Origin of the sequence: uncultured Azohydromonas sp. (assembly GCF_937926365.1) — a bacterium.
Taxonomy (GTDB): Bacteria; Pseudomonadota; Gammaproteobacteria; order Burkholderiales; family Burkholderiaceae_C; genus Azohydromonas.
Genome location: NZ_CALAOH010000106.1, coordinates 22,537 through 39,433, shown reverse-complemented (window position 1 = coordinate 39,433; position 16,897 = coordinate 22,537). Strand labels below are relative to the sequence as shown.

Genomic DNA, 16,897 nt, shown 5'->3' with positions numbered 1-16,897 from the left:
CCCGCGCGCCGCGGCACCGCGTCCGGCCCCGCAGCGCCCGGCGCCCGCGCCCCAGCGCCCGGCCACCGGCTTCGACGACATGGACGACGACATTCCGTTCTGACGACCCCGGCTTTCGCCTGGATCAAAAAGCGGCCTGCGGGCCGCTTTTTCACGCCCGGGGCCCGCGCGACCTTTGCCACACTTGGAGCCCATGTCCTCCGCTTCCGAACCCCTGCTCGTCGCCTGCCTGTGTGCCGCCTGGTGCGGCACCTGCAAGGAATACCTGCCCGTCTTCGACGCCGCCCGCGACGCCGCCCCGCCGGGCGAGCATTTCATCTGGGTGGACATCGAGGACGACGCGGACGTGGTCGAGGACATCGACGTCGAGAACTTCCCCACGCTGCTCGTGGCCCGCGGCGACACGGTGCTGTACTTTGGCGTGCTTACCCCCCAGCCGGGGCTGCTGGCGCGGCTGCTGCAGGCCGCGCGCGAGGGCAATCTGAAACCGCAGGTTGGCGACGCCGTCGTCGCCGCCCTGCCGGCGCGCGTGCGTGCCATGTCCAGTAACGCCTGACACCTTCGCCGCGCGCGGCTGTTCTTTGCGCATAAGCAAGCGCGCAAACATTCGTTGGTCCGTCTAAGGGGCGTTCCTAGGATGCCTTCATGCATCCAAGGAGGACCCTCATGAAATCGCTGTTCTTGGGCGCGCTGCTGGCCGTGGCGGCCCTGGGCGCCAACGCTCGCGACATCGCGCTGCTCAACGTTTCCTACGATCCCACGCGCGAGCTGTACCAGGACGTCAACGCCGCCTTCACCAAGCAGTACCAGGCCAAGACCGGCGACAAGGTCAATATCAAGCAGTCGCACGGTGGCTCGGGCAAGCAGGCGCGCTCGGTCATCGACGGCCTGGAGGCCGACGTGGTGACGCTGGCCCTTGCCTACGACATCGACGAGATCGCCGCCAAGGCCAAGCTGCTGCCGCCCGACTGGCAGAAGCGCCTGCCGCAAAACAGCGCCCCGTACCGCTCCACCATCGTGTTCCTGGTGCGCAAGGGCAACCCGAAGGCGATCAAGGACTGGGACGACCTGGTCAAGCCCGGCGTCTCCGTCATCACCCCCAACCCCAAGACCTCCGGCGGCGCACGCTGGAATTACCTCGCTGCCTGGGGCTACGCCCAGAAGAAGTACGGCTCCGACGCCAAGGCGCAGGAGTTCGTCGGCAAGCTGCTGGCCAACGTGCCGGTGCTCGACAGCGGCGCGCGTGGCTCCACCACCACCTTCGTCGAGCGCGGCCTGGGTGACGTGCTGCTGGCCTGGGAGAACGAGGCGTTGCTGGCGCTCAAGGAGCTGGGTCCGGACAAGTTCGACATCGTCGCCCCGTCCATCTCCATCCTGGCCGAGCCGCCGGTGGCCGTGGTGGACAAGGTCGTGGACAAGAAGGGCACCCGCGCCGTGGCGCAGGCTTACCTGGAGTTCCTCTACACGCCCGAAGGCCAGGACATCGCCGGCAAGAACTACTACCGGCCGGTGGACCAGAAGGTCGCGGCCAAGTACGCCAAGCAGTTCCCGGAGGTGAAGCTCTTCACCATCGATGAGGCTTTCGGCGGCTGGGCCAAGGCGCAGCAGGTGCACTTCTCCGACGGCGGCACCTTCGACCGCGTCTTCGTCCGCAAGTAACTCCCTGAGGGCCTGCCGCCATGCTCTCCCGCCTGCTGCTCAAGCAGCGCAGCGTGCTGCCCGGCTTCAACCTGGCACTGGGCTTCACGCTCCTGTACCTGAGCCTCATCGTGCTGCTGCCGCTGTCGGCAGCCTTCATCAAGTCGTCGGGCATGACGCTGCAGGCCTTCATCGACGCGGTGAGCTCGCCGCGCGTGCTGGCCTCCTACCGGCTGACCTTCGGCGCCTCGCTGGCCGCGGCGCTGGTCAACGCGGTGTTCGGGCTGCTGGTGGCCTGGGTGCTGGTGCGCCAGCAACTGCCGGGCAAGCGCATCGTCGACGCGCTGGTCGATCTGCCCTTCGCGCTGCCCACCGCCGTCGCCGGCATCGCGCTGACGGCGCTGTACGCGCAGAACGGCTGGATCGGCCAGTTCCTGCCCTTCAAGGTCGCCTTCACGCCGGTGGGCGTGTTCGTGGCGCTGGTCTTCATCGGGCTGCCCTTCGTGGTGCGCACGCTGCAGCCGGTGCTGGAAGACCTGGACCGCAGCGTGGAGGAGGCGGCCGCGACGCTGGGCGCCTCGCGCGCGCAGACCTTCTTCAAGGTGGTGCTGCCGGTGCTGATGCCCGCGCTGTTGACCGGCTTCACGCTGGCCTTCGCCCGCGCGCTGGGCGAGTACGGCAGCGTGATCTTCATCGCCGGCAACCTGCCCATGGTCAGCGAGATCACGCCGCTGCTGATCATCACCCGCCTGGAGCAGTACGACTACCAGGGCGCCACGGCCATCGCCGTGGTGATGCTGGTGGCCAGTTTCGTGCTGCTGCTGCTCATCAACGCCCTGCAAGCCTGGACGCGCCGCCGCCAGGGAGCCACGACATGAGTTCCGTCCTGCCCGTTTCCCCCGTGCCCCTGGGCGCGGCACTCCCCCGCCCCGCCGCGGCGCGCCGGAAAAAGGCCCAGGCCCGGCAGCGCTGGATCAACGCCCTGCTGGCGGGCGTGGCGCTGCTGTTCCTCACGCTGTTCCTGTTCGTGCCGCTGGTGTCGGTGTTCGTGCAGGCCTTCGCCAAGGGCGTGGACGTGTACCTGGACGCCATCACGCATCCCGATGCCCTGGCGGCCGTGAAGCTCACGCTGCTGGCGGCGGTGATCTCGGTGCCGCTGAACCTGGTCTTCGGCGTGGCCGCCGCGTGGGCCATCGCCAAGTTCGACTTCCGGGGCAAGAGCGTGCTGATCACGCTCATCGACCTGCCCTTCTCGGTCAGCCCCGTCATCGCCGGCCTGATCTACGTGTTGGTGTTCGGCCTGCAGGGCTGGCTGGGCCCCTGGCTGCGGGACCACGACCTGAAGATCATCTTCGCCGTGCCGGGCATCGTGCTGGCCACCGTCTTCGTCACCTTCCCCTTCGTGGCGCGCGAGCTGATCCCGCTGATGCAGGCGCAGGGCAAGGAGCAGGAGGAAGCGGCGCTGGTGCTGGGCGCCTCGGGCTGGCAAACCTTCTGGCACGTGACGGTGCCCAACGTGAAGTGGGCACTGCTGTACGGCGTGATCCTGTGCAACGCGCGCGCCATGGGCGAGTTCGGCGCGGTCAGCGTGGTCTCGGGCCACATCCGCAGCCAGACCAACACCATGCCGCTGCACATCGAGATTCTCTACAACGAGTACCAGTTCGCCGCCGCCTTCGCCGTGGCCTCGCTGCTGGCCGGGCTGGCCCTGGTGACGCTGGTGCTCAAGGCGCTGGTGGAGCGCCGGGTCAAGGCCGAGTTGCGCGCGCAACAGGCCGCGGAGGCCGGCGCATGAACCGGCTTCGCCCCAATGACCTTTCCCTGAACGAACACGACGCAAGCAAGGACCGGAGAGCCGCATGAGCATCCAGCTGCACCAGATTTCCAAGCGCTTCGGCCCCACCGTGGTGTGCGAGAACGTGGACCTGCACATCCCCGCCGGCGAGATGGTGGCGCTGCTGGGCCCCTCGGGTTCGGGCAAGACCACGCTGTTGCGCATCATGGCCGGGCTGGAGGCGCCCGATGCCGGGCGCGTGTTCATGCACGGCGAGGACGCCACCGACGCCTCGGTGCAGGAGCGCCGCGTGGGCTTCGTGTTCCAGCACTACGCGCTGTTCAACCACCTGAGCGTGCGCGACAACGTGGCTTTCGGGCTGCGCGTGCAGCCGCGCGCGCAGCGGCTGCCTGAGGCGCAGATCCGCCGCCGTGTGGACGAGCTGCTGGAGCGCGTGCAGCTCAGCGCGCTGGCCGGGCGGCACCCCAATCAGCTCTCCGGCGGCCAGCGCCAGCGCGTGGCCTTGGCGCGCGCGCTGGCGGTGCAGCCGCAGGTGCTGCTGCTGGACGAACCCTTCGGCGCGCTGGACGCGCAGGTGCGCAAGGAGCTGCGCCGCTGGCTGCGCCGGCTGCACGAGGACATGCACGTCACCAGCGTCTTCGTCACACACGACCAGGAGGAGGCCATGGAGGTGGCCGACCGCATCGTGGTGATGAACAAGGGCCGCATCGAGCAGGAGGGCCACCCGCAGGAGCTCTACGACCGCCCGGCGAGCCCCTTCGTGCTGCAGTTCCTGGGCGACGCGCAGCGCCTGGACGACGGCGGCACGCCGCTGTGGGTGCGTTCGCACGAGATCGCCGTGCACCCCGAGCACGCGCCCGGCCGCCTGGCCGCGACGCTGGTGCACGCGCTGTGCATGGGCCCGCGCATGCGGCTGGGCTTCCAGCGCCCCGACGGCGCCGCGGTCGAGGTGGAGCTCACGCGCGAGGAGTTCCAGGCCCAGCCGCTGGATGTGGGCCGGGCCTACCACCTGGAAGCGCGGCGTCCGGCGCGGTTTCAGCAGGCGGCTTGAGGACGCGGCCCGGGCGCCACGGCGCACTCCGGGGCCCGGCGGCGCCCCGGCCCGGGTGCGGGACGGGCATAAGCTTCTGAAAATCGTTTCCTTGGGCGGCCCGGCGGCCTCGCCTACCATGGCCGCCGTTCAAAAAATCCATCCCGTTTTCGCGGGGTCCCTGCCGCCATGACCGTTCGCAATCCCCTGCGCCGCCGCCTCGTCCTCGGCGCCCCGGCCGCCGCACTCGCCGGCGCGCTGCCCACCCTGGTGCACGCCGCGCCGGTGACGCTGCTCAACGTCAGCTACGACGTCGCGCGCGAGTTCTACAAGGACTACAACAAGGCCTTCGCCGCCTACTGGAAGAAGACCGCCGGCGAGGACATCACGCTCAACCAGTCGCACGGCGGCTCCAGCAAGCAGGCCCGCGCGGTGATCGAGGGCCTGGACGCCGACGTCATCACCATGAACCAGGCGCTGGACATCGACGTGGTGGCCGACAAGGGCCTCATCGCCGCCGACTGGGCCAAGCGCCTGCCCAACAATGCCGCACCCACCTCCTCGGTGACCATGTTCCTGGTGCGCAAGGGCAATCCCAAGGGCATCAAGGACTGGTCCGACCTGGCCAAGCCCGGCGTCAGCGTCGTCATTCCCAACCCCAAGGTCACGGGCAACGGCCGCTACACGTACCTGGGCGCCTGGGGCTCGGTGATCAAGGGCGGCGGCAACGCGGCGCAGGCGCGCGAACTGGTGCAGAAGATCTTCGCCAACGTGCCGGTGTTCGACGGCGGCGGCCGCGCGGCCACCACCACCTTCGCGCAGCGCAACATCGGCGACGTGCTGTGCACCTTCGAGAGCGAGGTGCAGTCCATCGTCGAGGAGTTCGGCAAGAACTTCGATTTCGTCTATCCGGCCCGGACCGTGCTGGCGGAGAACCCGGTAGCCGTGGTGGACAAGGTGGTGGACCGCAAGGGCACGCGCAAGCAGGCCGAGGCCTACCTGAAGTACCTCTGGTCGGAAGAGGCGCAGCAGATCGCCGTGAAGCACAACCTGCGTCCGCGCGACGCCAAGTTGCTGGCCGCGCATGCCAAGGACTTCCCCAACGTCGCCACCTTCACGGTGGACGAGGTCTTCGGCGGCTGGAAGAAGGCGCAGGCCGAGCACTTCAACGACGGCGGCATCTACGACCAGATCGTGGCCAAGAAGTAATTCACGCCGGCGGGCGGCCGACAGCGCGCCGCCTGCCCCGCCCCCGGCGCCGGCCCTGCTCCCGTGCGCCAGAATCCCCGGTTTCCCCTATCCGACAAGGCGCATCCGTCCTCCCGGGCGGCTGCGCCTTGCCTTCGTCATGCTTTTCTCCCGCACCCTGCTCAAGCGCCACAGCGTGCTGCCAGGCTTCGACCTGGCGCTGGGCTTCACGCTGCTGTACCTCAGCCTCGTGGTGCTCATCCCGCTGTCCGCTGCCTTCCTCAAGGCCGCGACCATGACGCCCGAGGCCTTCTGGGACGCCGTGGCCGCGCCGCGCGTGGTGGCCTCCTACCGGCTGACCTTCGGCGCCTCCTTCATCGCGGCGCTGGTCAACGCCTTCTTCGGCCTGCTGATCGCCTGGGTGCTGGTGCGCTATGACTTCCCCGGTCGGCGCCTGGTGGACGCGCTGGTGGATCTGCCCTTCGCGCTGCCCACGGCCGTGGCCGGCATCACGCTCACGGCGCTGTACGCCGAGAACGGATGGATCGGGCAATACCTGCCCTTCAAGGTCAGTTTCACGCCGTTGGGCGTGTTCGTGGCGCTGCTGTTCATCGGGCTGCCCTTCGTGGTGCGCACGCTGCAGCCGGTGCTGGAGGACCTGGGCCGAGAGCTGGAGGAAGCCGCCGCCACGCTGGGCGCCACGCGCTGGCAGTGTTTTACCCGCGTGACCTTGCCGATCCTGGCGCCCGCGCTGCTGACCGGTTTCGCGCTGGCCTTCGCCCGCGCGCTGGGCGAGTACGGCAGCGTGATCTTCATCGCCGGCAACCTGCCCATGGTCAGCGAGATTACGCCGCTGATGATCATTTCCAAGCTGGAGCAGTACGACGTGCCCGGCGCCACGGCCATCGCCGTGGTGATGCTGGTGACGAGCTTCGTGATGCTGCTGCTGATCAATTCGCTGCAGGCCTGGTCCCGCCGCCGGGAGGGCCGCTGATGAGCAACCCCATGTCTTCCTCCTCCAGCTTTCCCGACGCGCCCACCACCGAGCCGGCCTGGGTACGGCGCACGCTCATCGGCGTGGCGCTGGCTTTCCTGACCCTCTTCCTGTTCGTGCCGCTGGTGCTGGTGTTCATCGAAGCCTTCAAGAAGGGCTTCGAGGTGTACCTGGAGGCGATCACGGAGCCCGATGCCGCCGCGGCCATCAAGCTCACGCTGATCGCCGCGGGCATCTCGGTGCCGCTGAACCTCGTGTTCGGCGTGGCCGCCGCGTGGGCGATCGCGAAGTTCGAGTTCCGCGGCAAGAGTGTGCTGCTCACGCTCATCGACCTGCCCTTCTCGGTCAGCCCGGTGATCGCCGGCCTGATCTACATCCTGGTGTTCGGACTGCAGGGCTGGCTGGGCGCGTGGCTGCAGCTGCACGAGATCAAGATCATCTTTGCCGTGCCGGCGATCGTGCTGGCCACGCTGTTCATCACCTTCCCCTTCGTCGCGCGCGAGCTGATTCCGCTGATGCAGGCGCAGGGCGTGGAGCAGGAGGAGGCGGCCACGGTGCTGGGCGCCTCGGGCTGGCAGACCTTCCGCCGCGTGACGCTGCCCAACGTGAAGTGGGCGCTGCTGTACGGCGTGATCCTGTGCAACGCGCGCGCCATGGGCGAGTTCGGCGCGGTCAGCGTGGTGTCGGGCCACATCCGCGGCCAGACCAACACCATGCCGCTGCACATCGAGATTCTTTACAACGAGTACCAGTTCGCCGCCGCCTTCGCCGTGGCCTCGCTGCTGGCGGCGCTGGCGCTGGTGACGCTGGCACTGAAGTACATCGTCGAGCGGCGCATGAAGGCGCAGCTCAAGCAGGCCAGCCAGAGCGAGTGAAGTCCCATGAGCATTGAAGTCAAGAACCTCGTCAAGCGCTTCGGCAGCCTGGCCGTCTGCGACAACCTGAACCTGACCATCAACTCCGGCGAGCTGGTGGCGCTGCTGGGCCCGTCGGGCTCGGGCAAGACCACCCTGCTGCGCATCATCGCGGGCCTGGAGAAGCCCGACGGCGGCAGCGTGCTGTTCCACGGCGACGACGCCACGCGCACGGCGGTGCGCGAGCGCAACGTGGGCTTCGTGTTCCAGCACTACGCGCTGTTCCCGCAGATGAACATCTTCGAGAACGTCGCCTTCGGGCTGCGCGTGCGCCCGCGCGCCACGCGGCCGAGCGAGGCGCAGATCCGCGCCAAGGTGACGGAGCTGCTGAAGCTGGTGCAGCTGGACTGGCTGGCCGAGCGCTATCCGCATCAGCTCTCGGGCGGGCAGCGGCAGCGCATCGCCCTGGCGCGCGCGCTGGCGGTGGAGCCCAAGGTACTGCTGCTGGACGAACCCTTCGGCGCGCTGGACGCCAAGGTGCGCAAGGAGCTGCGGCGCTGGCTGCGACGGCTGCACGACGAGATGCACGTCACCAGCGTCTTCGTCACGCACGACCAGGACGAGGCGATGGAGGTGGCGGACCGCATCGTGGTGATGAACCAGGGCCGCATCGAGCAGGACGGGCGTCCGGACGAGGTCTACGACCACCCGGCCACGCCTTTCGTGCTGCAGTTCCTGGGCGACGTGAACCTGTTCCACGGCCGCACCGGCCATGGCGCGGCGCGGGAGGGCGAGGTCACGATGACCTACGTGCGCCCACACGAGCTGCAGATCCTGGGCGAGCCGCGCCCGGGCGCGCTGCCCGGGCGGCTGCAGCAAGCGCTGACGGTGGGGCCCAACACGCGGCTGGAGTTCCGGCGCCTGGACGACGAGAGCTACATCGACGTGGAGTTGCCGCGCGCGGAGTACCTGGCGCTGCGCGAGCAATTGAAACTGGAGCCCGGCACCCAGGCCTGGCTGCTGCCGCGGCGCGTCACGCGCTTCGTGGAGCAGGCAGAGGCGCCGGATGATCCGGCGGCGATGATTTGACCCGGCACGCTCAGCGGCCGGCGACCTTCGCGGATCAGATCCCGGCTGCTGAGCCCGCCTAGGCCACGAAGCGCGGCAGCCGCACAAAAAGCAATGCCGGCGCGGAGCCGGCATTCGCGTGCGGCGCAGGGCCGCTCATGGGCAATCCTGCGCGGGAAGCGGGCGCTCAGCGCACCAGCAGCACCGGAGTCTTGCAGTGCGCCATGACCTTGGTGGTCACGGAGCCCATCACCAGGTTGCCCAGGGCGCTGTGGCCGTGGGAGCCCATGATGAGCAGGTCGTACTTGCCCTTGTCGGCCAGGCCGGCGATGTGGTCGGCAGCGTGACCCACCTTGCTCACGTAGTCGATCTCGACGCCCTTGTTCTTGAAGAAGGTGCGGATGGGCTTGAACACCTTCTCGGCCTCGCTCTCGTAGTAGGCCTTGACCACGTCCTTGTCCAGCGCGGCGGCGGCGCGCGGCGGCACCGCGGGCACCACGTGCAGCAGGGTGTACTGGTGCGCGCCGGAGAGCCATTCCTCGTGCTCCGCCAGGTAAGCCAGCATGTGCTTGGTGTAGGGGCTGCCGTCTACGGGAACAAGGATCTTCATGGGGTGAACCTTCCAGTTTGTTGCTGAGAGGTGTGCAGTTTCGCACGCGCCCTCTGACCGCCCTTGTCCAACATCAAGACGGTCAGACCTCAGAGCTCGATCAGGCGCAGGGGCTCGAAGCCTTCGGGCTCGCCCTTGTCGGCGGCGCCGCGCGCCTGGCACACCACGCGCGTGCGGCGGCCGTCCGGGTGCTCGACGACGTAGTCGTGGCGGCGGTGCACGTGGCCATGCAGCCACAGGTCCACGCCTGGGAAGAGGTCGTCATCGGCGTTGCAGAAGCTGGCGGTGCTGGCCTGGCGGCCGTAGCGCGGATCGGCGCTGCGCAGGCTGGGGGCGAAGTGCGTCACCACCACCGTGGCGTCCCAGCGGTCCTGCGCCGGCTCTGCCAGCTCCCGCTCCAGCCATTGCCTGCACAGCAGCCCTTCCTCGCGCACCGCCGCGGTGTCGAAGAGCGCGCCGCCGCGGGTGGACTGCTGCACCCGGGCAAAGTAGCCGCCCGCGCGCTGCGCCTTGACGCGCTGTGCGGCGCCGAAGACCTCGAAGTCGCTCCAGCGCACCGTGCCCACGAAGCGCACGCGACGCCCGTCGGCCGCGGTCCAGACGAGGCGCTCGCGCTCCAGCAACCGCAGCTTCAGCTCGGCACAGCGCGCGCGCAGCGCGGTCCAGGCCGCGTCCATGTCGCGGCGGTCGAACTCGTGGTTGCCGGCCACGAACAGCACCGGTACCGGCCAGTGGGCGAACAGCTCCAGCGCCTTCCAGCGGCTGTCGATGTCGCCGGCCAGTACCAGCAGCTCCGCGCCCGGCGCGGGTTCGGGCGTGAAGCTCTCGGTTTCGAGATGCAGGTCCGACAGCAGCTGCAGGCGCATGCGTTCAGCTCAGCCCTTGCCGTGGCACTGCTTGAACTTCTTGCCGCTGCCGCAGGGGCAGGGGTCGTTGCGGCCGACCTTGGGCGCGTCGCGGCGCACCTGCTGCACGGCGTAGCGCTGGTCGGAGGTCAGGTCCCACAGCTCGGCCACGGCCATGATCAGGTCGTCCACGGCCTCGTCCACGTCGGCCAGCGGCAGCTCCTGGTCCAGCGTGGCCAGCATCTCGCGGTCCTCGTCGGTCTGCACCGGCAGGTGGCGGAAGATGCGCGCCAGCGTCAGGTCCACGGCCTCGTCCGATGAGTCCAGCAGCCCCGGGAAGTTGTGCACCGCGTGCTCAAAGCCGGCCACCCAGGGCATGAGCGGGCGAGAGGCCTCGGGCAGCGACGCCTGCAGCGCCTTGGCGTCGTCGATGGCCTGTTGCTCGTACTCGCTCAGGGGCACCTCGGGCTCGGCCTTGGCGTCCTCGTCCTCGCCTTCCGACTCGGCATCGAGCAGCACGGGATCGAAGCCGCCGTCCTCGGCCAGGGCGCGGTTGAGCGCCTCGTGGCGGCGGCGGATGAGCGCCTGGCAGCGCTCCAGCCACTGGGCATCGACGTCCTCGGGCAGCGGGCGCTGCTCGACGTCGAAGATCGGCGGCATCCAGCGCGACTCGTCCAGCACCTCGGGCTGCACCAGCACGCCGCAGAGGTAGCCGTCGAGCATCACGATGTCCAGCGGCTGCAGCGGCGCGGGCGTGGCGGCGAGCAGGTCGTCGAGCTCGGCGAGCTCCTGGTCGGTCAGGTCTTGTTTCATGTGCGGAATTGTCGGCCATGCCGCCGATCCGTCCCGATGCAGGGCCGGCGCCATGAAAAAGAAAAGGCCCGCGCGGGGCGGGCCTTCACGCAGCGGAGCTGGCGGGCGTCAGGCCGTCAGGTGCTTCTCCAGGCGGGCCTTGGCTTCGGCCAGCTCGGCGGGCAGGTGGCTCTTGAGCAGCTCGAACAGCTCGTCGTGCAGCTTGACTTCGTGCAGCCAGGCCTCGCGGTCGATGCTGGTGACGCTCTTGAACTGGTCGGCCGAGAAGTTCAGGCCGGTCCAGTTCAGGTCCTCGTAGCGCGGCGTGGTGCCGAACAGGTGCTCCTCGCCCTTGGGCGCGGTGCCCTCGACGCGGCCCAGGATCCACTGCAGCACGCGCATGTTCTCGCCGTAGCCCGGCCAGGTGAACTTGCCGTCGGCGCCCTTGCGGAACCAGTTGACGCAGAAGATGCCCGGCAGCTTCGCGCCCTGCTCCTGCAGCTTGGCGCCCAGGTTCAGCCAGTGCTTGAAGTAGGCGCCCATGTGGTAGCCGGCGAAGGGCAGCATCGCGAACGGGTCGCGGCGCACCACGCCCTGCTGGCCGGCGGCGGCGGCGGTGGTCTCGCTGCCCATGGTGGCGGCCATGTACACGCCCTCGACCCAGTCGCGCGCCTCGGTCACCAGCGGCACCGTGGTGGAGCGGCGGCCGCCGAAGATGAAGGCGTCGATGACCACGCCCTCGGGGTTGTCCCACTCGGGGTCCAGCACCGGGTTGTTGGTGGCGGCCACCGTGAAGCGCGCGTTCGGGTGCGCGGCCTTGCGGCCCGTTTCCTTGGCGATCTGCGGCGTCCAGTCCTGGCCCTGCCAGTCGATCAGGTGCGCCGGGGCCTCGTCGGTCATGCCCTCCCACCACACGTCGCCGTCGTCGGTCAGGGCGACGTTCGTGAAGATCACGTCGCGCTGCAGCGAGGCCATGCAGTTGGGGTTGGTCTTCTCGTTGGTGCCCGGGGCCACGCCGAAGTAGCCGGCCTCGGGGTTGATCGCGCGCAGCTTGCCGTCGGCGGTGGGCTTGATCCAGGCGATGTCGTCACCGATGGTGGTGACCTTCCAGCCCTCGAAGCCCGCCGGCGGCACCAGCATCGCGAAGTTGGTCTTGCCGCAAGCGCTGGGGAAAGCAGCGGCCACGTGGTGCTTCTTGCCCGCCGGGTCGGTCACGCCCAGCACCAGCATGTGCTCAGCCAGCCAGCCCTCGTCGCGGCCCATGTTGGAGGCGATACGCAGCGCGAAGCACTTCTTGCCCAGCAGCGCGTTGCCGCCGTAGCCCGAGCCGTAGGACCAGATCTCGCGCGTGGCGGGATAGTGGACGATGTACTTGGTCTTGTTGCAGGGCCAGGTCACGTCCTTCTGGCCTTCGGCCAGCGGCGCGCCCACGGTGTGCACGCAGGGCACGAACTCGCCATCCTCGCCCAGCAGCTCCAGCACGCGCTTGCCCATGCGGGTCATGATGCGCATGTTCACGGCCACGTAGGCGCTGTCGGAGAGCTCCACGCCCAGCTGGCTGATGGGCGAGCCCAGCGGGCCCATGGAGAAGGGCACCACGTACAGCGTGCGGCCACGCATGGCGCCGCGGAACAGCGCGTTCTCGCCGGTCTGCAGCAGGGCGCGCATCTCGGCCGGGGCCATCCAGTTGTTGGTCGGGCCGGCGCCTTCCTGCGTTTCGGAGCAGATGAAGGTGCGGTCCTCGACGCGGGCCACGTCGCTCGGGTCGCTGCAGGCCAGGTAGCTGTTGGGGCGCTTGGCCGAGTTCAGGCGCTTCATGGTGCCGGCGTCCACGAGCTGCTGGCACAGACGGTCGTACTCCTCCTGCGAGCCATCGCACCAGTACACGTCACGGGCTTCGGTCAGGGCTGCGATCTCGGCGACCCAGGCGACCAGACGGTTGTGGCGGACATAAGCGGGGACGTTCAAGCGCAAGCCTTCCATGGCGGGTTGGTTCATGAGAACTCCGATCTAAAGAGAGAAAGACGGCATTGGGTCAACCTCGCCCTCGTCGCAAGGTAGGCCAAATACCGTCGGGCTGTGCGTAGCGCTCTGGATCGCAGAGGCGGTTTCGCCCGGGTACGGCCTTGAGATACCCAGCCGCCGGGCGTGCAGTGTGGCGGCAGTGTAATGGCGTGGTAACTGCCCAAGACCTGGGATAGCGCAAGCTTGGTGCATGAGCGGAGGGCAGTCGTGGGGTCTTTCACGCCGGGGAAGGTGCAGCGGGCAAGCGACATGCCGTGATGCAATTCCCACCCTGGAACCCGACTTCTCGCGATGCAGCTCCTGAGCCTGAACACCCTGACCTTCTCTCCCGACGGCACGCCCGCGCCGCGCCGCCAGCCCCTGGCCGACGCCCGCAGCGTCGAGCGCTACGGCATCGAGGGCGAGCCGCCCGCGGCCACGCCCGCCTGCGCCCTGTTCGCCTATCCCGTCGAGCACTACCCGCTGTGGCAGACGCTGCGCGCCCAGGCCCGCGCGGCCGAATGGGGCGAAGCCCTGCCCTACGGCGCGCTGGGCGAAGCGCTGACGCTCAAAGGCCTGGTGGAAGCCCAGGCCTGCGTGGGCGACGTGTTGGTCTTCGACAGCGGCTGCGAGCTGGCGGTGAGCGAACCCCACCTGCCCGGCCCCGCGCTCGATGCCGCGTTGGGTTTCAAGCACGCGGCGCGGATGATGTGGCAGTCGGCGCTGTGCGGCTTTCACCTGGGTGTGCGCATCGGCGGCACGCTGCGCAGCGGCGACCGTTTCACTTTGCGACCCGGGCCGCGCGACGTGAACATCGCCGACCTGTTCCGCGCCCGGCGCGGCTGAGCCCCGGCCGGCGCAGGGCGCCGCTTCAGCGACCGGACGGCGCACTGGCGCGGCGCGCCGCGCGCCGCAGGCGGCGCCGCTCCGACCAGGTGAACAGCGGCCCCATCAACACCAGCACCGCGACGTAGCGCGTGACGTGGAAGGCCGTCACCAGCGGCACGCCCAGCTGCAGCACTTGCGCCGTGATGCACATCTCCGCCATGCCGCCGGGCGAGTTGCCCAGCAGCAGCGCCGCCGGCAGCAGGCCCGTCACCTGCGCCAGCAACCAGGCGAAGCCGGCGGAGGCCGCCAGCAGCCCCAGCGAGCCCAGTGCCACCGTGACCAGCCAGCGCGGCGCCGCGTGCAGGAACTCCGGCGTGAAGCGCGTGCCCAGCGACACGCCGATGAGCAACTGCGCCGCATTGGTCATGGGCTGCGGCAGCACCGCCTCGGGCATCACCCCGCTGCCGGTCAGCGCGAGGCTCACCAGCAACGCGCCCAGCACCCAGGGATTGGGCGTGCCCAGCCGCCGCAGCACCAGCGCCCCGGCCAGCGTCAGCACGCACAGCAGCGCCAGCAGCGCGGGCGTGAGCGCGTGCACGCCCGCGGGCGCCTGCAGCGGATGGAAGCCCGCCAGCTGCAGCCCCCACGGCAACGTGAACACCACCAGCAGCACGCGCAGCGAATGCGCCGCCGCGACGCGGTCCACCCGCCCGCCGTGGCGCTCGGCCAGCACCGCCATCTCGGAGGCGCTGCCGATGGCACCGGCGAAGAAGGCCGTGGCGCGGTCCGGCGCGCCGCCGCGCCGCCACAGCAGCCGGTAGAACAGCCCGCCCAGCAGCAGCGCCCACAGCACGCCCGCCAGCAGCGCCGGCGCCAGCCGCAGCAACTGCTGCAGGACCAGCGGCGTGAAATGCAGGCCCAGCGCGGTGCCGATCGCCCACTGCCCGCCGTTGCGCAGCGCCGTCGGCATGCCCAGCCGCGCACCGGCGGAGCAGGCCAGCGCCGTGGACAGCAGCGGCCCCAGCGTCCAGGCCAGCGGCACGCGCAGCCGCTCGCACACCAGCGCCGCCACGCCGGCCAGCGCCAGCGTCAGCAGCACCCTGGGCATCGCGGCAGCGGCGCGCGGCAGCGTCACCGCGACCATGCCCGCCTCAGAGCGCCAGCGTCGGGTAGTCGATGTAGCCGCGCGCCCCGCCGCCGTAGAGCGTGGCGGTGTCCAGCGGGTTCAGCGCCGCGCCGCGCTGCAGGCGCAGGCCCAGGTCGGGGTTGGCGATGAAGGGCTTTCCAAACGCCACCAGATCGGCCGCGCCGCTGGAGACCACCTCGACGGCCATGCGGCGGTCGTAGCCGTTGTTGACCATCCAGGCCGCCCGGGTCTGGCGGCGCAGCGCGGCGTAGTCGAAGGGCGCCACGTCGCGCGCGCCGCCGGTGGCGCCTTCAACCACGTGCACGAAAGCCAGGTTGTACGGGGCCAGCTGCGCCAGCGCGGCTTCGTACAGCGCCTGCGGGTTGCTGTCCTGGCCGATGTCGTTGGCCGGCGTCACCGGGCTCAGGCGCAGGCCGGTGCGGCCGCCGCCGATCTCCTCGGTGACCGCCTGCACCACCTCGCGCAGCAGCCGGGTGCGGTTCTCGATCGAGCCGCCATATTCATCAGTACGGTCGTTGCAGCTGTCGCGCAGGAACTGCTCGATCAGGTAGCCGTTGGCGGCATGGATCTCCACGCCGTCGAAGCCGGCCTCGATGGCGCAGCGCGCCGCGTGGCGGTAGGCCGCGACGATGCCCGGGATCTCCTGCGTCGCCAGGGCCCGCGGCGCGCTCACGGGCTCGAAGCCCTTGGCGGTGTAGGTCTTGCTGTTCGCCGCGCGCGCGGTGGAGGACACCGGCGGCTGCCCGCCCGGCAGCAGCGACACGTGCGAGATGCGGCCCACGTGCCAGAGCTGGATCGCGATGCGCCCGCCACGCGCATGCACCGCGTCCGTCACCTTCTTCCAGCCCGCGACCTGCTCGGGCGTGTAGATGCCCGGGGTATCGAGGTAGCCGTGGCCGAACTCGCAGACGGGGCTGGCCTCGGTGACGATCAGCCCGGCGCCCGTGGCCGGCTGGGCGCGCTGCGCGTAGTACTCGACCATCAGCGCGTTGGGCACCTGGCCGGGCGCGCGGTTGCGCGTCAGCGGCGCCATGACGATGCGGGTATCCAGGGCAATGTCACCGATGCGGATGGGATCGAACAGGCTGGGCATTGGTAATGGGCGTACTGAACGAGAAAAGTTCGCAGCCTAAGCGATTCAGTACTTACCCGCAGTCCCTGACGGCAGAAGGCCCCGAGGAGCTGCGGCTACAGTGCCGCGCATGCTTGCCTATCGACACGCCTTCCACGCCGGCAACCACGCCGATGTCCTCAAGCACCTGGTGCTCGCCCAGGTGCTGCGCTACATGAACGAGAAGGACAAGCCCTACACGCTGATCGACACCCACGCCGGCGCCGGCGGCTACTCGCTGCAGGGCCGCTACGCCCACAAGAAGGACGAGTACGAGACCGGCATCCGACCGCTGTGGAACGAGGCTTCCGGCCTGCCCGCGCCGCTGGCCGACTACGTGCAGCTGGTGCGCGACTTCAACGACGGCGGCAAGCTCACGCAGTACCCCGGCTCGCCCGCCATCGCGCAACGCCTGCTGCGCGAGACCGACCGGCTGCGCCTGTACGAGCTGCACCCTACCGACTTCCGCATCCTGGAGTCTTTCCTCGGCACCCGGCCGCACACGCAGGTGGACATGAGCGACGGCTTTGCCGCCATCGCCCGCGAGCTGCCCCCGCCCTCGCGCCGCGGCGTGCTGCTGATCGACCCCTCCTACGAGCTCAAGGCCGACTACGGCAAGGTGGTGCACGCGGTGCGCGAGGCGCTGCAGCGCTTCGCGCAGTGCGTGATCCTGGTTTGGTACCCGCAGCTGCAGTTGGTGGAGGCGGCGCAGCTGCCCAAGCGCCTCACCGCCGCGGCGGCCGCGGCGCCCAAGGGCTGGCTCAACGCCAGCCTGAGCGTGGCCGAGTCCGGGCCCGACGGCTTCGGCATGACCGGCAGCGGCATGTTCGTCATCAACCCGCCCTGGACGCTGCACGATGAGCTGGCGCAGTGCCTGCCCGTGCTGGTGAACAAGCTCGGCCAGTACGACGGCGCGCGCTTCAGCATCGAGCAGCAGGCGGTTTGAGCCTCCGGCCTCCAGGCATCCGGGCGCGGCAGCGCCCGTTTTTCATT

Annotated in this window: 17 protein-coding genes; 11 read left to right on the top strand and 6 right to left on the bottom strand. The window is 69.7% G+C overall.

Annotated elements, in window-relative coordinates; all coding sequences use genetic code 11:
- Positions 1-193: 193 nt before the first annotated feature.
- From Q0741_RS11115 to Q0741_RS11075, 9 genes are all read left to right on the top strand, one after another.
- Entirely contained in the window at positions 194-556 is a 363-nt protein-coding gene (locus Q0741_RS11115) for a thioredoxin family protein (protein ID WP_298233266.1), read from the top strand.
- 110 nt (positions 557-666) lie between these two features.
- Complete coding sequence (locus tag Q0741_RS11110; protein ID WP_298233265.1) at positions 667-1,659, top strand: sulfate ABC transporter substrate-binding protein; 993 nt, start codon at positions 667-669, stop codon at positions 1,657-1,659.
- A gap of 20 nt (positions 1,660-1,679) precedes the next feature.
- Positions 1,680-2,516 carry a sulfate ABC transporter permease subunit CysT gene (gene cysT, locus Q0741_RS11105; protein WP_298233264.1) on the top strand — a complete coding sequence of 279 codons (837 nt, stop codon included), beginning with the start codon at positions 1,680-1,682 and terminating at the stop codon, positions 2,514-2,516.
- A complete protein-coding gene (gene cysW / locus Q0741_RS11100; protein WP_298233263.1) occupies positions 2,513-3,433 on the top strand; it encodes a sulfate ABC transporter permease subunit CysW in 921 nt (306 codons plus the stop codon). Before cysT (Q0741_RS11105) ends, cysW (Q0741_RS11100) begins: the two co-directional genes overlap by 4 nt.
- Positions 3,434-3,497: 64 nt before the next feature.
- Positions 3,498-4,484: a sulfate/molybdate ABC transporter ATP-binding protein gene (locus tag Q0741_RS11095; RefSeq protein ID WP_298233262.1), complete on the top strand. Its 987-nt coding sequence runs from the start codon at positions 3,498-3,500 to the stop codon at positions 4,482-4,484.
- Positions 4,485-4,652: 168 nt separating this feature from the next.
- Complete coding sequence (locus Q0741_RS11090) at positions 4,653-5,672, top strand: sulfate ABC transporter substrate-binding protein (RefSeq protein ID WP_298233261.1); 1,020 nt, start codon at positions 4,653-4,655, stop codon at positions 5,670-5,672.
- Between the two features lie 139 nt (positions 5,673-5,811).
- The gene (cysT, locus tag Q0741_RS11085; RefSeq protein ID WP_298233260.1) at positions 5,812-6,645 is read left to right on the top strand and encodes a sulfate ABC transporter permease subunit CysT; all 834 of its coding nucleotides are present in this window, start codon (positions 5,812-5,814) and stop codon (positions 6,643-6,645) included.
- A gap of 11 nt (positions 6,646-6,656) precedes the next feature.
- The gene (gene cysW / locus Q0741_RS11080) at positions 6,657-7,520 is read left to right on the top strand and encodes a sulfate ABC transporter permease subunit CysW (protein WP_298233259.1); all 864 of its coding nucleotides are present in this window, start codon (positions 6,657-6,659) and stop codon (positions 7,518-7,520) included.
- A 6-nt stretch (positions 7,521-7,526) separates the two neighbouring features.
- Entirely contained in the window at positions 7,527-8,588 is a 1,062-nt protein-coding gene (locus Q0741_RS11075; RefSeq protein WP_298233258.1) for a sulfate/molybdate ABC transporter ATP-binding protein, read from the top strand.
- A 166-nt stretch (positions 8,589-8,754) separates the two neighbouring features.
- On the opposite strand, the gene Q0741_RS11070 is transcribed toward Q0741_RS11075, so the two are convergent.
- From Q0741_RS11070 to Q0741_RS11055, 4 genes are all read right to left on the bottom strand, one after another.
- On the bottom strand, positions 8,755-9,177 hold the full coding sequence (locus tag Q0741_RS11070; RefSeq protein WP_298233257.1) for a universal stress protein: 423 nt from the start codon (positions 9,175-9,177) through the stop codon (positions 8,755-8,757).
- An 89-nt stretch (positions 9,178-9,266) separates the two neighbouring features.
- Entirely contained in the window at positions 9,267-10,043 is a 777-nt protein-coding gene (locus tag Q0741_RS11065; RefSeq protein ID WP_298233256.1) for a metallophosphoesterase, read from the bottom strand.
- Positions 10,044-10,052: 9 nt separating this feature from the next.
- Positions 10,053-10,835 (bottom strand): UPF0149 family protein, encoded by a 783-nt coding sequence (locus Q0741_RS11060; RefSeq protein WP_298233255.1) that lies wholly within the window; start codon positions 10,833-10,835, stop codon positions 10,053-10,055.
- Positions 10,836-10,943: 108 nt separating this feature from the next.
- Positions 10,944-12,812 (bottom strand): phosphoenolpyruvate carboxykinase (GTP), encoded by a 1,869-nt coding sequence (locus Q0741_RS11055; RefSeq protein ID WP_298233254.1) that lies wholly within the window; start codon positions 12,810-12,812, stop codon positions 10,944-10,946.
- A 318-nt stretch (positions 12,813-13,130) separates the two neighbouring features.
- Between Q0741_RS11055 and Q0741_RS11050 the strand changes: the two genes are divergently transcribed.
- Positions 13,131-13,664: an MOSC domain-containing protein gene (locus Q0741_RS11050; RefSeq protein ID WP_298233253.1), complete on the top strand. Its 534-nt coding sequence runs from the start codon at positions 13,131-13,133 to the stop codon at positions 13,662-13,664.
- Between the two features lie 25 nt (positions 13,665-13,689).
- Here Q0741_RS11050 and Q0741_RS11045 read toward each other — a convergent pair whose 3' ends face one another.
- Positions 13,690-14,790, bottom strand: a complete 1,101-nt coding sequence (locus Q0741_RS11045) for an AbrB family transcriptional regulator (protein WP_298233252.1) — start codon at positions 14,788-14,790, stop codon at positions 13,690-13,692.
- Between the two features lie 7 nt (positions 14,791-14,797).
- A complete protein-coding gene (locus Q0741_RS11040; protein ID WP_298233251.1) occupies positions 14,798-15,886 on the bottom strand; it encodes an alkene reductase in 1,089 nt (362 codons plus the stop codon).
- 109 nt (positions 15,887-15,995) lie between these two features.
- Here Q0741_RS11040 and Q0741_RS11035 point away from each other — a divergent pair, with 109 nt between their 5' ends.
- Positions 15,996-16,850 (top strand): 23S rRNA (adenine(2030)-N(6))-methyltransferase RlmJ, encoded by an 855-nt coding sequence (locus tag Q0741_RS11035; RefSeq protein WP_298233250.1) that lies wholly within the window; start codon positions 15,996-15,998, stop codon positions 16,848-16,850.
- Positions 16,851-16,897 lie beyond the last annotated feature (47 nt).

What these genes read in the sequence shown, in the direction of transcription:
- Q0741_RS11115 (WP_298233266.1), top strand. Translation starts at nt 194, where the DNA reads ATGTCCTCCGCTTCCGAACCCCTGCTCGTCGCCTGCCTGTGTGCCGCC.
- Q0741_RS11110 (WP_298233265.1), top strand. Translation starts at nt 667, where the DNA reads ATGAAATCGCTGTTCTTGGGCGCGCTGCTGGCCGTGGCGGCCCTGGGC.
- cysT (WP_298233264.1), top strand. Translation starts at nt 1,680, where the DNA reads ATGCTCTCCCGCCTGCTGCTCAAGCAGCGCAGCGTGCTGCCCGGCTTC.
- cysW (WP_298233263.1), top strand. Translation starts at nt 2,513, where the DNA reads ATGAGTTCCGTCCTGCCCGTTTCCCCCGTGCCCCTGGGCGCGGCACTC.
- Q0741_RS11095 (WP_298233262.1), top strand. Translation starts at nt 3,498, where the DNA reads ATGAGCATCCAGCTGCACCAGATTTCCAAGCGCTTCGGCCCCACCGTG.
- Q0741_RS11090 (WP_298233261.1), top strand. Translation starts at nt 4,653, where the DNA reads ATGACCGTTCGCAATCCCCTGCGCCGCCGCCTCGTCCTCGGCGCCCCG.
- cysT (WP_298233260.1), top strand. Translation starts at nt 5,812, where the DNA reads ATGCTTTTCTCCCGCACCCTGCTCAAGCGCCACAGCGTGCTGCCAGGC.
- cysW (WP_298233259.1), top strand. Translation starts at nt 6,657, where the DNA reads ATGTCTTCCTCCTCCAGCTTTCCCGACGCGCCCACCACCGAGCCGGCC.
- Q0741_RS11075 (WP_298233258.1), top strand. Translation starts at nt 7,527, where the DNA reads ATGAGCATTGAAGTCAAGAACCTCGTCAAGCGCTTCGGCAGCCTGGCC.
- Q0741_RS11070 (WP_298233257.1), bottom strand. Translation starts at nt 9,177, where the DNA reads ATGAAGATCCTTGTTCCCGTAGACGGCAGCCCCTACACCAAGCACATG.
- Q0741_RS11065 (WP_298233256.1), bottom strand. Translation starts at nt 10,043, where the DNA reads ATGCGCCTGCAGCTGCTGTCGGACCTGCATCTCGAAACCGAGAGCTTC.
- Q0741_RS11060 (WP_298233255.1), bottom strand. Translation starts at nt 10,835, where the DNA reads ATGAAACAAGACCTGACCGACCAGGAGCTCGCCGAGCTCGACGACCTG.
- Q0741_RS11055 (WP_298233254.1), bottom strand. Translation starts at nt 12,812, where the DNA reads ATGAACCAACCCGCCATGGAAGGCTTGCGCTTGAACGTCCCCGCTTAT.
- Q0741_RS11050 (WP_298233253.1), top strand. Translation starts at nt 13,131, where the DNA reads ATGCAGCTCCTGAGCCTGAACACCCTGACCTTCTCTCCCGACGGCACG.
- Q0741_RS11045 (WP_298233252.1), bottom strand. Translation starts at nt 14,790, where the DNA reads ATGGTCGCGGTGACGCTGCCGCGCGCCGCTGCCGCGATGCCCAGGGTG.
- Q0741_RS11040 (WP_298233251.1), bottom strand. Translation starts at nt 15,886, where the DNA reads ATGCCCAGCCTGTTCGATCCCATCCGCATCGGTGACATTGCCCTGGAT.
- Q0741_RS11035 (WP_298233250.1), top strand. Translation starts at nt 15,996, where the DNA reads ATGCTTGCCTATCGACACGCCTTCCACGCCGGCAACCACGCCGATGTC.